Raw genomic sequence first — 13,351 nt, forward strand, 5'->3', positions numbered from 1 at the left:
CTCCCGGCCTCACCAAGAAAGCTCCCGGCACCGCTGCGCTGACGAGCCACCCTCGACCTGCAACGTCGCGTGCTCGATGTGGTACTTGGTCGCCAGCAACGACTGCGCCGCCTTGAGCACCGTCTCGTGATCCGCGTCCTTCGCGGTCGTGAGGTGCGCCGAGGCCACCTCCATGCCACTGGTGAGCGTCCACACGTGCAGGTCGTGCGCCTCAGTCACCCCAGGCAACTGCGTGAGGGCCGCCCGCATCTCGTTGACGTCCAACCGCTCCGGCGCGTGCTGGAACAGGATGTGCAGCGCGTTCTTGGCCAGCCCGTACGTCCGCGGCAGCACCCACACACCGATCAGCACGCCCATGATCGGGTCCGCGTACTTCCAGCCCGTCGTCAGCATGACGAGGGCGGAGATCAACACGCCCATCGACCCGACGAGGTCCGCCAGCACCTCGAGATAAGCACCCTTGACGTTGATGCTGTCCTTGGCGCCCTCCCTGAGGACACCGAAGCTGACGAGGTTGGCCACCAGCCCGAGCGCCGCCGCGATGAGCACGGGCCACCCCGGCACCGCAGGCGGGTCCTGGAACCGCCCGACCGCCTCGTAGATCACGTACCCGGCGACCCCGAACAACAACACGGCGTTGGCGAGCGCAGCCAGCACCTCGGCCCGATAGAAGCCGAACGTCCGGTTCTTGCCGGCCTTGGCCCTGCGCGCCACCATGATCGCGGCCAGCGCCATGCCCACCCCGAGCACGTCCGTGAGCATGTGCGCGGCATCCGAGATCAGCGCGAGGGACGACGTCGCGAACCCCACGACGAACTCGACCACCATGAACACCGCACCGATGCCGAACGCGACCCACAGCTTGCCGGCGTGCTGCCCGCCGGCAGACGCCGATCCGTGCCCGTGCCCGTGACCCATGCCCGGAACATATAGCGATATGCGCATGAGTGCAATCCGCGCCTATTCCCTCACGTGGGGAAGGTGACTGACACCACCTTGGGTCGGTTGGTGGGGGTAGGTGTGAAACCCGGTCGCGCGAGTGCGCTAGGATCTTCCACGTAGCTACGGCCCCCGTAGCTCAGGGGATAGAGCACCGCCCTCCGGAGGCGGGTGCGCAGGTTCGAATCCTGCCGGGGGCACCACGATTGATCAGCACAAAGAGGCCCTTGACCAGCGGGAACGCGGTCAAGGGCCTTACTTGTGTGTCCAGCCGTTCATAGCCGTCTCCAGCCGATCACGACCGTTCACGCCAAGCGCCAAAAGTTCTGCAGGGCTACGAGCTGCCCAGACCAGCCTCGATGCGCCGCTTCACCGCGTCCTCCTCGCCGTCCAGGACCTTCGCGTAGATGCCGAGCAGCACCTCAACCAAATGACCAGCGATGAGCGTGACTCGAACCGCGGGGACACCGGCCCAGAGCATCGTCGAGACGCCGGCATGCCGGAGGTCGTGGGGCACGACCTCCAGCGGAGAGGCGAGCACCTCCGGCGAGAACCCGTCCTCACCGGCCCAACGCCAGTACCGCAGGATCGTGTACTTGGGCTTGCGATGCGGCGAGCCTGAACCTCGGACGAAGCGCAGTGATTGACGAGCATTGAAGAAGGCTCGGCGCCACTGTGCGCCTCAAGGGCCATCCGAACAGGATCGAGCCCCGTACTCGCAGGGCACCGGTGAGCAGATGATCATCTTCTCGATCATGAGCCCGATCCGATGCACTTGGCGTCAACTTCTGCTTCCGCTTAGCCAGAGCCCGTTCCTCGCGTTCGTGGCCCCTCTCGAAGGCATCTCCTCTCGAAGGCATCTTCGGCGCTGCACAGAAGACGGTCGATGCCGACCATCCACACGATGTGCTGGCCTTCGATGTAGCCCTCCTCGTCACGAGATGAAGCGCCCAGCGTGAAGCTTTCTGTTGTCCAGCACAGCGAACGGAGGGCCCAGCTGGCTGGCTCGACGAGGCCAGAGGTCGTCGGTCCCACGATGAGTGCTCCGCTTTCCGCGAGCCCCTGATGTGCCCACGCCGCCGAGCGAGCCAGCACGGCTGTGGTGGCTCGCCCAGCGGCAGTAGGGCGCAGGTGTTGAGTGTCGGTGAGAGCGATGAGTCCCGTGAAGCCAGCGTCCTTCTTCACTTCAAGCAGTGGGTGCAGGTCGTGGGACGCGTGGCCATGGAGCACAGGTGCGATGCGGTGGTGAAGATGGCGGGCGAACGCATGCTCACCGACGATCACCAACCGCCGCCCGCCAGGAACGGTCCGGTGCGGCGAGCCGCAAACCGGCTGTGCCGGCAGTGGACCAGGTGGACGGTGACCGGGTGCCTCTCGCTAGTGGCCCTCGGCTCGACGTTGTGGTTCGGGATCTGGCTGGGAACGCCCGCACCCCACCAGGCGTCCCCCGCGCCGACGACGACTCGACCGGTGGTGGTGCCGGAAGCCCCGGCCACCACACGACAGCCGCCAGGTGTCGCGAAGCCGGTCGCCCCACCGGCCCCGAACCGGGTCGTCTACGGGTTCGTGCAGGTCGGAGACTCCTACTACCCGCAGGAGCCGTGCTCGGCCGCCGACCAGACCAGCCTCAACTGGCAATGTGCCCAGATCAACGATGCGCCGCGCAACGGGTCAAGCCGACGCTTGTCGCGGTAGTCGTCCCCTTGGCCCGGCAGCAGCACTTCGACCAGGTGTCGCTGAGGATCGAGGCGGTCGAACGGGAAGCCGACTGGGGCGAGGCAGCGGTGGTCCCGGTCAGGTGATCGGCGCGTGGGCGGCCGGGACAGGGCAGCCGCCCACGCAACAGCTCAAGCACTCGTTCGGGAACGAATCAGTTTGCTTTCAAAAGAACAAGTGAGTTCATTTGTTATGACGCAATGAGTACAGACCGAGCCTCAGGCGTGAAGCGCCTGCGAGGTGACAGCAGGCGAACCATAAATGATACCGCCCCAGTCTGGCAGCAACGACGCGAACGCCAGGGCGACACCCAGCGTGGCTACTACTGCGAGTTTTCTCATGGCGAGGGACGGTACACCCCATGGGGAATCAACCAGCCATTGGGGTCAGGGCAAGCACACGAACCGTGACAGCGCAGGACTACTCGAACCGTCAATCACTCTGTCGAAGGAACCCCATCGTGTCGGCTACGCAGAGATAGATCGGACTCGCGCGGCGTAGCCGTTCCCTCGATGCGGGGATCCGGAATGGACCACCGGGCCTCGCGGTGCGCCTGGACGTGCGCCAACAGGAGGTCGTCCTCCTGACCTGGAGCGCCTCGGAGCAGGTCAGCGGCTTGCCTCCAGCAATCCGCCGCTGCAGTGAGATCGTCGGCAATCGCGCGGACGTGGCCGAGCACGTGCCACGCACGAGCTTGCGAATGAGCGTGCCGGCAAAGTCCGGTCGCTTTTTCCGCCGCGTCGGCCGACTGCACGAAAGAGCCGAGATCGTAGAGAGCTTCGGACATCACGAGAAGCGCTTCGCCCATACCCGACTTGTCACCGCTGCGAGTATGAGCTTCGAGTGCACGTTCACTGCAGGACAGCGCCTTGTTACTCTCGCCGTGCTCGTGGTACATCTTGGCCAATTCAGTCAACGTCGTTCCCTGGCCGCGCACATCGCCCACTTCTTCTCGAATCACCAGTGCCTGTTCGTGATAGTCGAGTGCAACCTCGTCCAATTCCATCTGGTGATGCGCATTGGCCAGTTGATCCAAAGCACACGCCTCAATGATCCGCTCGCCCATTCCCCGAAGGAGGTCGAGCACCTTCTCGTAGATCGCGATGGCGATGCGGGTCTGGCCGGCCTTGAGGTGTACGCTGCCCAGGTTCTGCCTGCTCAGCGCACTCAGTTCCCGATGTCCGAGTTCGTCCGCCAACACCGCGGCAGCAGACAGCATCTGCCGCGCTTCGTCGTACCGACCGAGCCAATGCAGCACGACACCGAGGTTGTTGAGCGTGCCGCACTCCCCCTCCCGGTGACCCAGTTCACGAGCCGAGGACAACGCGATTTCATGACTGAGCCTCAGGTCCTCGTAAAACCCGAAGCGATCGTATGATTCATTCATGTTCGCCGCCAGCCGCCAGGCGTGATCATGAAAACCATGTCTTGCGGCATGCGACACAACAGCAGCTAGATTGGTCTGCTCTCGAGCGAACCAATCCAGGGCGGAACTCACGGTGTCGAACTTCACGGCGCCGTGCCAGGAAATTCCATTCAGCATGGGAACCCGGGTCCGCTCGGGAGTCACGCGCTGCGCCGCATTCCAGGTCGACGCGAGATACCAATCAAGTAGGCGATTGAGTACCAATTCCCGCTGATCAGGAGTTTCCTCCAGGCGCGCCAGATCGACGGCGTAACCGAAGAGGAGATCGTGGAGCCTGAAGCGGCTGGCTGAGATCTGCCGGACCAGGTTCGCCTTCACCAGCAGCCGAAGGTGCTCGACGACCACGGACTCGTGCTCGCCGAGGACCGCGCCCACTGCCGAGATGTCGAACTCCGGGCCGGGGTGCAGGCCCAGGCGGCGGAAGCTCAGCGCGACCTCGGTTGGCAAGGCGCGGTACGACCAGCTGAACGCGCAGGACAACGTCGTGCACTCGTCGTCGCTGTCCGCGGAGTCCAGCAGGCCGAGACCTTCCTGCCGGCGCAACTCGTCCGCCAGCTCCAGCAGCGTGAGGTAGGGCCGGTCGACGGCGAGCTGAGCGATGATCCGCAGGCAGAGCGGAAGGCCCTGGGCAAGCCGCACCAGTTCGGCCAAGCCGTCGTCCTCGCCGGAACGGCCTCTGCCGTCGAGTTCGGCCAGCAGCAGGGCGGTGGACTCCTCTTGCGTCAGCGGCGGCACCTCCACCGTCCGCACGCCCTCGCGGATCGTGAGTCCCTTGAGCTCGATCCGGCTGGTCACGAGACAGCAGCAGTCGGCCGCCGCGGCGAGGATCGGGCGGACCTGGGCGGCGTCGCGGGCGTTGTCGAGGATCAGCACGATATTCTTGCCGCTCAACGACCTCCTGAGCCGGACACGTCGTTCGTCAACGGTCAGCCGGTCGAGCGGCACCCCCAGCGACGCCAGCAGGATGGCTATGGCGTCGTCCGGCGCCATAGGTGCGGTGGGTCCGTGTCCGCTCAGGTTGACGAACAGCTGGCCGTCCGGGAACCGGGACTTCCGATGGTGCGCCCATCGGGTCGCGAGACTCGTCTTGCCCGCGGCCGGCATGCCGTGCAGTGCGACGACCTGCCCTTGGCCTGCGGCGAGGAGGGCGTCCAGTCGAACGAGGAGGTTCTTGCGGCCGACGAAGTTGGGGATGTCCCTCTCGAGCTGCCGCGGCGGTTCCGGGTCGATCTTGCTCACGATCGCCGTGCCCGCCTGCTTCCTCAGCACGGCCCGGTAGAGCTCGCGCATTTCCGGGCCCGGCTCGGCGCCGACCGCATATTCCAGCCGGGAGCAGAACTCGCTGTAGAACTCGAGCGCTTTCGAGTACTTGCCCATCCCGTCGAGCGATCGCATGTAGTGGCGGGCGAACATCTCCTCGGTGTCGTGCTCGTCGACCAAACGGCCGACTGCGCTCATCACTTCGCTGTATTCGCCCAGCTGCAGCTGACTGTCGAACAACACGTAGTAGGCAGGTAGCCGATCGAATTGCTCCATCTGGGCACGGCAGTGATCCGACCAGGTTCCACTCAGATCCGCAAGCGGCTTGCCGTGCCACAATTCGAGCGCTTCCTGCACCAGAGTTTTAGCCAAAAAGTGGTCATCGCTCGCGGACGCCTGTCTAGCTTTTGTCACCAAATTCCGGAAGCGGTGCAGATCGACCAGCATCGGATCGAGATCAAGGCGGTAAGCAGCACCTTCCTTGCGCAGCTGACCACCGGAGCCCGACTCGGCGAGAACCTTGCGCAGCCTGCTCACGATGGGATGCAGCCGTCCTTTTGAGACTCGCAGGGTCTCGCCGCGCCACAGTTCATCGATGATCAGGTCTATCGGCACGGGACGTCCGACTTCATGGAGCAGCAAGGCCAAAACACCGCGCTGTTGCGCCTTGCCGAGGTGAATACTCCCGTCACCTGTCAGCAAGGACGTCGTCCCCAAGATCTTGAATTCCACCAGCGTCTCACCCCTCGCTGGTCCCACTTGCACGCCCAGGATGACCAGTGTGCACTTCGCACTTGAATTCCAGCAGGCCGAATGTTCCCAATTGCTCCAAATCAGTGAGGCCAGGACCGGCATTCGGAGGGGCAAGTTCACGGCAAGCGGATGGGCAAGCGCCATCCGCATCCTTGGTGCCAACGGGGCTCATTGCTGGACCGAGGGGAAGATTCATGACGCGTGCTGAGTGGTTGCAGGTGCCAGTCGGGCTGGACGCTGCCCGGTGGGTGACGCGGCCTGGTCTGTTGAACGTGCTGGTCGTCGTGCACACGGTCACCAGCGGTCAGCGGCTGCTGGAGGTGATCGAACTGGTCGAACGGGACACCCGGATCCAAGTCACCTTCGCCCAAGCACCGGACGTTTTCAGCAACGGTGTCGACGACTTCCTCCGCGGCACCGGAGGTCTGGTCCTGTCGTGGGAACAGGTGATCCGGGAACGGTTCGACCTCGCGGTCGCCGCCGGGTACGGCGGCCTGCAGCACGTGCACGCGCCGCTGCTCGTCCTGCCGCACGGAGCCGCTTACGGCAAGACCCAGGCGGGTACCGTCTACGGCCTGGACGCGCAACGGCTGATCCACAACGGCCGGGTCCTGCCCGACGCCATCGTGCTGTCGCACCAGGATCAGCTGGCGGTGCTCCGCGACCAGTGTCCGGCTGCCGTCGACGCCGCTGTCGTCGCCGGCGATCCCGGCTACGACCGGATGGTCGCGAGCCTGCCGCACCGCGACCGCTACCGCACCGACCTGGGCGTCCGGGCGGAACAGCACCTCGTCGTGATCGCGTCGACCTGGGGAGGGCAGTCCCTGTTCGGGAAGTGCCCGGACCTGTTCGGACGCCTGCTCGACGAACTGCCGTCGCGGTACCGCGTCGCCGCGCTGATGCATCCGGCCGTGTGGTTCGGCCACGCACCACGCCAGATCAGGTCGTGGCTCGCCGACTGCATGGACGCCGGACTCGTCGTGATCGGTCCGCACGTCGACTGGCGGGCTGCCGTCGTGGCCGCCGACATCGTCATCGGCGACCACGGCTCGGTCCCCGTGTACGCCTCGGCGATCGGCACACCGGTCGTGCTGGTGGATCCCGGGCCGCAGGCCGTCACGACAAGCGGATCGCCGCAGGACCTCTTGCGGCACAACGCCGTCATCTACGACCACAGCTCCTCCCTGTCCGGCATGTTCGAAGAAGCGCACGCACGATCCGAGCTGTTGCAGGACGCGATCGTGGATAGCCTGACCTCGTGCCCCGGCCGTTCAACGACCCTGATCAGGGAAGCCATGTACCGGCTCCTGGGCGTTCCGCTGCGAGGAAAGCACCGTGCGCCGGCACCGGTGACGACCACGCCCGAGGAGTGCCGGTGCTGACGGCGACGGCCGAAGACGGCAGGACGCTGGACCTCTCCGTCGACGGACCGCTGGTGGACTGCCTTTCGCCGGACGAGCTCGCCGCGTCTGTGACGATCTCGCTGCACACCTGGTTCACCACCGGCCTCGACCTGAACCTGCTCGTCCGCAACGGCCTGCCGGTGTGGTGCGCGGAGCACCGCGCCGCCAGAGCGGAACACCCGTGCGGGCGGCTACTCGTCGTCGCCTGCCCATGAACGAAGTCGATCGGACACGGTGCTCGCCCTGGAGGATCCCAATGAGGTGAGGAGGTGGACCGCCTGCCGCAGGTGATCCACCGCCGTGGCGTCGTCACCACGATGGTGCGCGACTTCCGCGATCACCTCGTGGGAATGGGCGAGCCCTTCGTGCGATCCGACGTCCCGCATCATGGCCAGCGCCTCTTCGGCCACCTCGCCCGCACGCACGAAGTCCTGCGTGCGACAGTGCACCCACGCCTGCGCCACGAACACCCGTGCCTTGTTGTACGAGTCCGGCTCAGGCAGCCGGTCGAAGACGACCGCCGCCTCGGCCAGGTGCACCAGAGCCTCGGCATCGCGGCCAAGGCGGCTCAGCGCCGTACCGAGATGGATCAAGCTCAATGCGAGACCTCGGTCCGCGTCCAACGCGCGGTTCAGCTCCACGAGTTCCGCGAACTCCGCGGCTGCGTCCGACACGCGATCGGTTTCCGCATAGAGCAACGCCAATCCCTCGCGCGCATCGGCGACGCCGCGCTGATCACCGCCGGCCGCCGCGATCGCCAGCGAAGCGCGCAGGTTCCGCTCTGCCTCGCCGTGCCTGCCGAGCGTCGTGCAGACACGACCGAGCCGCTTCAGCATGTCGGCCTCGGCGAACGCGTTCCCCCACCGGCGGGCGGCCTCGACACCGCGCAGGTCGATCTCGATCCGGTCGTGATAGTGCTTGCGGTGCAACAACAACGGCCACAACACATCGGAGAGGTGCCAGGCGAGGTCCGGCCACCCGGCCAGACTCGCCTGACCGGCGGTGATGAGGTTGTGGCGCTCAAGTTCGAGCCAGCACAGGGCTTCGTCGCGATCGGCGAACCGCGGTACCTCGGTCGGTTCGACGCTGAACACGTAGTCCAGCCGGCGCCGGTGCGGCGTCACGACCCGGTCGGCCACCATCGCACCGGCCAGATACCACTCCAGCACCTGCCTCAGTGCGGCGTCGCTGTCCTCCCGGCTGTCCTGTTCGGCGGACTGTTGTCTGGCATGGAGTTTCACCAAGTCGTGGAACCGGTAACGATCCTCCGCGACCTCTTCGAGCAGGCTGCTGTCGACCAGTTCCTCGATGAGGCGCGTGACCGTGGAAAGCCGCTCACCGAGCACCGACGCCGCCACGGCCGGACCGAACGTCTGGCCCGGATGCAGCGCGAGTCTCCGGTAAACGACGGCAGTGCGCTCGTCCAGTGCTCGGTAGGACAGGTCGAACGTCGTCTGGACGGACAGCTCCTGCGACGGTGACAGCATCGCCAGGCGCAGCTGCTCGTCCGCCAGCTCAGAGACGACACGTCCCACGGACCACTTCGGCCGCGCGACGAGGCGTGCCGCGACGACCCGGACCGCGATCGGCAGCCCGCCGCACAGGTCGACCAGAGCCTCCGCGCGATCCTGTTCCTCCGCGATCCGGTTGCCGCCCAACGTCTTCGCCAGCAACGTCACCGCCGACGCCGCCGCCAGCGGGCGGATGTCCAGCAGCCGTCCGCCGTCAACGACCAGATCGGTCAGGCGTGTCCGGCTCGTCACCACGACAGCGCTGGACGACGAGTTCGGCAGCAACGGCCGCACCTGCGCAGCCGCGAGCGCGTTGTCGAGCAACACCAGGAGCGACTTGCCGGCTGTCAGCGAGCGGTACAGCGCGGCCTGCTCGGCCAGGTCGGCCGGAACGCGCTGCGGTGCGACTCCGAGACTGCGCAGGAAGAGGCCGAGTGCCTCCTCCGAACTCACCGGGGTCTCGCCGCCGAACCCGCCGAGGTCCACGTAGATCTGCCCGTCCGGGAAGCGGTCGTGCATCCGGTGGGCCCACTGGAGCGCGAGGGCGGTCTTGCCGATGCCGCCCGGTCCGGCGAGCACGGCGAGCATCCGTTCTCCCGGTACGAGCATTCTGTCGAGCTCGGCCAGGTCGGACGCGCGATCGGTGAAATGGGCCGGCGCCGGGAGCAGCTGCTGCGGGATGGGCACCGCAGGGTCCCCGTCCGAGTGGATGTGGATGTCACCGTGCACGGCCCCCGCCTGCACGACGCCGCCCTGAACCGAGCCTGACATCTCGTTTTGCACGTCCGCGTCCATGGCACCCCCGCTGTGCACTCGCATCTGCGCAACATGACGACCGTACGGCGTTTTGCACTCGAAGCTGTTCAAAACCACCCGTGACGACCAACACGACCGCCTGCCCACGATGATCGTCCGCCGAAGCGCCGTTGCGATCTGCGTCACCACTCGACCGTCCCGGACACCTGGCCGGTGTAAGGCAGGCGGACGATTGGTGCAGCCTCGAGATTCGCTCGCGCCCGGTCAGGGCAGGTGGGCCCAGTCGAGTTCCTGGCGCAGGGCCCACCTGGTGCGGTGGGCGTCGCGCACCGCGGCCATGTGGTCGCAGAAGGCACCGTCGCGGTCGCAGCGGGCGAACAGGCCCCTGGCCTCGGCCAGCAGACGGGCCGCCGCCTGGTAGGAGTCACGGTTGCGGAGCTCGATCGCCCGGTCGGCGGCGCGAAGCAGGATCGGGATGGCGTCGGCCGGGTGGCTCGCGGCACGGGCGCGTGCGAGGCGGAGCCACAGACCCTCCGAGCAACCGCCGTCGACAGCGGCCTGCCAGGCGGCATCGATCTCGTCATCGGCCAGCAGGATCTCCACCAGCGTCGAGCGGCCCGGTGACCAGGATCCCGTGGCTGGCGGTGCCTCGGCGAGGAAAGCGAGCGCGCGTTCCCGCCAGGGCGGAAAGCCTTCGGCGGTGGCTTGGCGCAGTGCGCGGAAGGACTCCAGACTCGGGCGGTCGGTGAAGCTGGCCCACAACATCTCGCCCGCCAGGTCACGCCGGCCAGCGCGCAGGTGGATGTCGGCAGCCAGATCGCGCAGGCGGAAGTCGGGGTCGAAGTTGGCCAGGCCGCGTTCCAGCCAGGTCAGCGCCTCGTCGTCACGGTCGTCAGCGCACAGCCGCTCGGCGATGCGTAGCACGTCGTAGGCGCTGGTCACATCCCGCGCCAGCACCTCGATCAGTCCATCGGCCCCATCCGACGACTCCGCCAGGTTCTCCATGAGGTGGCTGATGACGAAGCGGCGGGCGCTGTAGTCGTTCGGCTTCTTCGGCGGCAACTTCCGCCAGGCCTGCTCGACAAGTTCCCGATACCGTGCCAAGCCCGCTGAGCCGAGCACTTCCTCGTACGCGGGCAACACGTCGAGGAACATCTCGTAGCCGCTGCTCACCGCGCACGTGACCAGACGCTCGGCCAGCTCCACCGGGTCCGGTGAGCCCGCCTCGCACGCCGCCAGATGGATTTCCTCCGCGCGGGCGATCGCTTCGGACAGCCCACCGTCGGAGTCGTCCACCCGCTCGGCGGAGGACTCCAGCAGCTCCAGCGCGTATTCGGCGAGGGTGATCGCGGCATCGGGAAACCCGGCGTCAATCAGTAGTTCGACTTCGTCCAGAGCGTCAGCCACGTGCATGAAGTAGCCGTACGCTCCTGCGTAGTCGATGAAGTCAGGGATGTCGATGGCGCGTTCCAGGCGGTCTCTGATGTCCCGGTCGTCGAACGCGTTCTCCTGCCCGGCCGCGACGGCGAGCCGAGCTCGCAGCACTCGATCCGATTTCGCGACCGTCATCAGCTGCTCGATCAGCCACTCCTGGTCACAACCACGCAAGAACAACCGCAACCGCTTGTCCGACAACGGTTTTGAACGCGGCTCCCCCACCTCTCCACCTTGCTCAAGCCAGGCCAGCGAGGCGGCCACGCAATGCTTGCAGAACACGCCGTCAGCTCCGTACGGGCAGGAGCAATGGCCGCGCAAACCCTTCGGCGTGACATCAAGCCGCACGCGATAAGTCCGAGTGCCGTCCACTGTGGCGTTCACGGTCGACCCGTCCACCGTGACCCGCCGAACCTGGCCAGCCGCGAAATACCGCTCACCTCGCTCGAACGACCTCGCGTCAGCCAGCTTCCGCACCGTACTCACGCTCATTTCCACGGCCGGTCATCCTGCCAGGCACCGCAACAGCGACGGTCACATGCGGGCCACGCCCTCGCTGAAGCGCGACAGCAACCGCCACCCGTTTTTGGTGAATCCTTTCCACCAAGTGCCGTGGGAAGCGGATTAGGCGGTGAGATGGTCTCCAGCCTCCGAAAGGCACCTCCCCGATGACCTCGCTCTCCCCCTCGCACCTGGACGTGATTGAACGGCGATTCCTCGCGATGACCGCCGACCCGCAGCCACTGACCCTCGACTGCGCGGCACTCGGCTGCGGCCTGCCCGACGAAGAGCTGTCCCTGGACCGCGTGCGCATTTTGCTCCTCAAGCGACAGACGAGCTGGGTGAGCAAGGACGCCGTGTGGCACGAACTCGTCCGAAGGGCACACGCGACACCCGAACCGTGGACCACCATCGCTGCCGCGATGATGATGCCCGGCCTCAAGCACATCGCCGGGAAACTGAGCTCCCGCTTCTGCGGTGACCGCAACGACCTGGACTCCGAAATCCTCGAAGGCTTCCTCCAAGCACTCGACCTCGCAGACGCCCGCTCACCGAAGATCTTCGGACAGCTCTACTGGGCAGCTTTCCGACGCGGCCACGAAGCCTGCAACAGCGAAAGGCGGCGAGCGATGTCCCGCTCCGACCTCACCGACACCGCAATCGACGCACGCACAGCCGGCGGACACCCGGACCTCGTCCTCGCAGGAGCCATACTGTCCGGTGTCGTCACACCCCACGAAGCCGACCTCGTCTCCGATGTGCTCCTCGACCACGGAGACCGGTCAACTGCGGCCAAGCGGCGCGGGATGCGCCGCCACCAGGTGGCGGCGCAGCTCAACACTGCCTCCCGCCACCTCGTCGACTACCTCCTCGGCGGCCCCCTTCGTCCAGCGGTATGACCGCACACATCGCGCTGCGTGCACCGAACTGGCAGGTGCACGCAGCATGCAGAACCACAGACCGAGAAGTCGACTGGATCGACGCCGAGCCGGAAAGCGCGGCCGCAGCGGACTGCGAAGCGATCTGTCGCCTATGCCCAGTCCGCCTCACCTGTGCCATCACGGCACTCACCAAGGACGAGAGCTACGGCGTGTGGGGCGGCATGGACCAAGTCGACCGCGAAGCGCTCAGACATGCTGATACTCAGATCGCAGCATGAACACAACTCCCGACCACAGGCAGCGGACCCGCCGCCAGCAGCAACATGAAGCCGTGGACGTCGTCTTCGAGATCAACCTCGTTGACAGCGCCGAAGCTGACGCATCGGACTGCAACAGGCGGCGGTCATCCGCGACGTAGTGCTGTGGCACCACCGAAACATCAGCAGCGCGCCACCGCACACGAGCGCTACCGGCACTACTACGACATGAAACTGGCCTGCACGACCAAGCATCCAACCTGAAACCGCTGGTCAGCCCTGTTCCCATCCTTTGGTACTCCCGCCGGGGGCACCAAAGACGAAGGCGATTCGTGTTCGCGGAAAGCGCGAACCGGGTCGCCTTCGGGCGTTTTCTGGGGGCCGAGCCCCCAGACCCAGCCGGGGGCAGACCCCCGGACGGGACTGTAAAACGAGCGGTGTAACTCCCGATCATGGAAGTGCACCTGATGACCGACATGATGTCCGGCGTGGAGAACGCCGAGGACTCGAAGCC

General features: G+C 66.2%; 10 protein-coding genes, 1 tRNA gene and 1 pseudogene. 6 read left to right on the forward strand and 6 right to left on the reverse strand.

Going from position 1 to position 13,351, the window contains the following annotated elements; all coding sequences use genetic code 11:
• Positions 1-9: 9 nt before the first annotated feature.
• Positions 10-918: a cation diffusion facilitator family transporter gene (locus tag JOD27_RS21270; protein ID WP_204763965.1), complete on the reverse strand. Its 909-nt coding sequence runs from the start codon at positions 916-918 to the stop codon at positions 10-12.
• Positions 919-1,067: 149 nt separating this feature from the next.
• On the opposite strand from JOD27_RS21270, the gene JOD27_RS21275 reads away from it, so the two are divergent.
• Positions 1,068-1,142: transfer RNA gene (locus tag JOD27_RS21275), tRNA-Arg, on the forward strand.
• A 131-nt stretch (positions 1,143-1,273) separates the two neighbouring features.
• Here the strand turns inward: JOD27_RS21275 and JOD27_RS21280 are convergent.
• The gene (locus JOD27_RS21280; RefSeq protein WP_204763966.1) at positions 1,274-1,456 is read right to left on the reverse strand and encodes a site-specific integrase; all 183 of its coding nucleotides are present in this window, start codon (positions 1,454-1,456) and stop codon (positions 1,274-1,276) included.
• 689 nt (positions 1,457-2,145) lie between these two features.
• Here JOD27_RS21280 and JOD27_RS21285 point away from each other — a divergent pair.
• Entirely contained in the window at positions 2,146-2,634 is a 489-nt protein-coding gene (locus JOD27_RS21285) for a hypothetical protein (protein WP_204763967.1), read from the forward strand.
• A 457-nt stretch (positions 2,635-3,091) separates the two neighbouring features.
• Here the strand turns inward: JOD27_RS21285 and JOD27_RS21290 are convergent, their stop codons facing one another.
• Positions 3,092-6,073, reverse strand: coding sequence for an AfsR/SARP family transcriptional regulator (locus tag JOD27_RS21290; RefSeq protein ID WP_204763968.1), 2,982 nt, complete (start codon positions 6,071-6,073; stop codon positions 3,092-3,094).
• A gap of 215 nt (positions 6,074-6,288) precedes the next feature.
• Between JOD27_RS21290 and JOD27_RS21295 the strand changes: the two genes are divergently transcribed.
• The gene (locus JOD27_RS21295; RefSeq protein WP_204763969.1) at positions 6,289-7,476 is read left to right on the forward strand and encodes a hypothetical protein; all 1,188 of its coding nucleotides are present in this window, start codon (positions 6,289-6,291) and stop codon (positions 7,474-7,476) included.
• Positions 7,470-7,712 (forward strand): hypothetical protein, encoded by a 243-nt coding sequence (locus JOD27_RS21300; protein ID WP_204763970.1) that lies wholly within the window; start codon positions 7,470-7,472, stop codon positions 7,710-7,712. Before JOD27_RS21295 ends, JOD27_RS21300 begins: the two co-directional genes overlap by 7 nt.
• Here the strand turns inward: JOD27_RS21300 and JOD27_RS21305 are convergent.
• From JOD27_RS21305 to JOD27_RS47180, 3 genes and pseudogenes are all read right to left on the reverse strand, one after another.
• Positions 7,689-9,827 (reverse strand): tetratricopeptide repeat protein, encoded by a 2,139-nt coding sequence (locus JOD27_RS21305; protein ID WP_204763971.1) that lies wholly within the window; start codon positions 9,825-9,827, stop codon positions 7,689-7,691. The genes JOD27_RS21300 and JOD27_RS21305 overlap by 24 nt on opposite strands.
• Positions 9,828-10,028: 201 nt before the next feature.
• Complete coding sequence (locus JOD27_RS21310; protein WP_239567721.1) at positions 10,029-11,423, reverse strand: DUF6880 family protein; 1,395 nt, start codon at positions 11,421-11,423, stop codon at positions 10,029-10,031.
• A 33-nt stretch (positions 11,424-11,456) separates the two neighbouring features.
• Positions 11,457-11,690 (reverse strand): annotated as a pseudogene (locus JOD27_RS47180) (SWIM zinc finger family protein); the annotation flags it as partial.
• Between the two features lie 176 nt (positions 11,691-11,866).
• Between JOD27_RS47180 and JOD27_RS21315 the strand changes: the two are divergent.
• Together JOD27_RS21315 and JOD27_RS21320 are read left to right on the forward strand one after the other, a co-directional pair.
• Positions 11,867-12,598 carry a hypothetical protein gene (locus JOD27_RS21315; protein WP_204763973.1) on the forward strand — a complete coding sequence of 244 codons (732 nt, stop codon included), beginning with the start codon at positions 11,867-11,869 and terminating at the stop codon, positions 12,596-12,598.
• Positions 12,595-12,858 (forward strand): WhiB family transcriptional regulator, encoded by a 264-nt coding sequence (locus tag JOD27_RS21320; protein ID WP_204763974.1) that lies wholly within the window; start codon positions 12,595-12,597, stop codon positions 12,856-12,858. The genes JOD27_RS21315 and JOD27_RS21320 overlap by 4 nt, the downstream gene beginning before the upstream one ends.
• The last annotated feature ends 493 nt before the right edge of the window (positions 12,859-13,351 follow it).

It is taken from the genome of Lentzea nigeriaca (genome assembly GCF_016907955.1).
Classification (GTDB): Bacteria; Actinomycetota; Actinomycetes; order Mycobacteriales; family Pseudonocardiaceae; genus Lentzea; species Lentzea nigeriaca.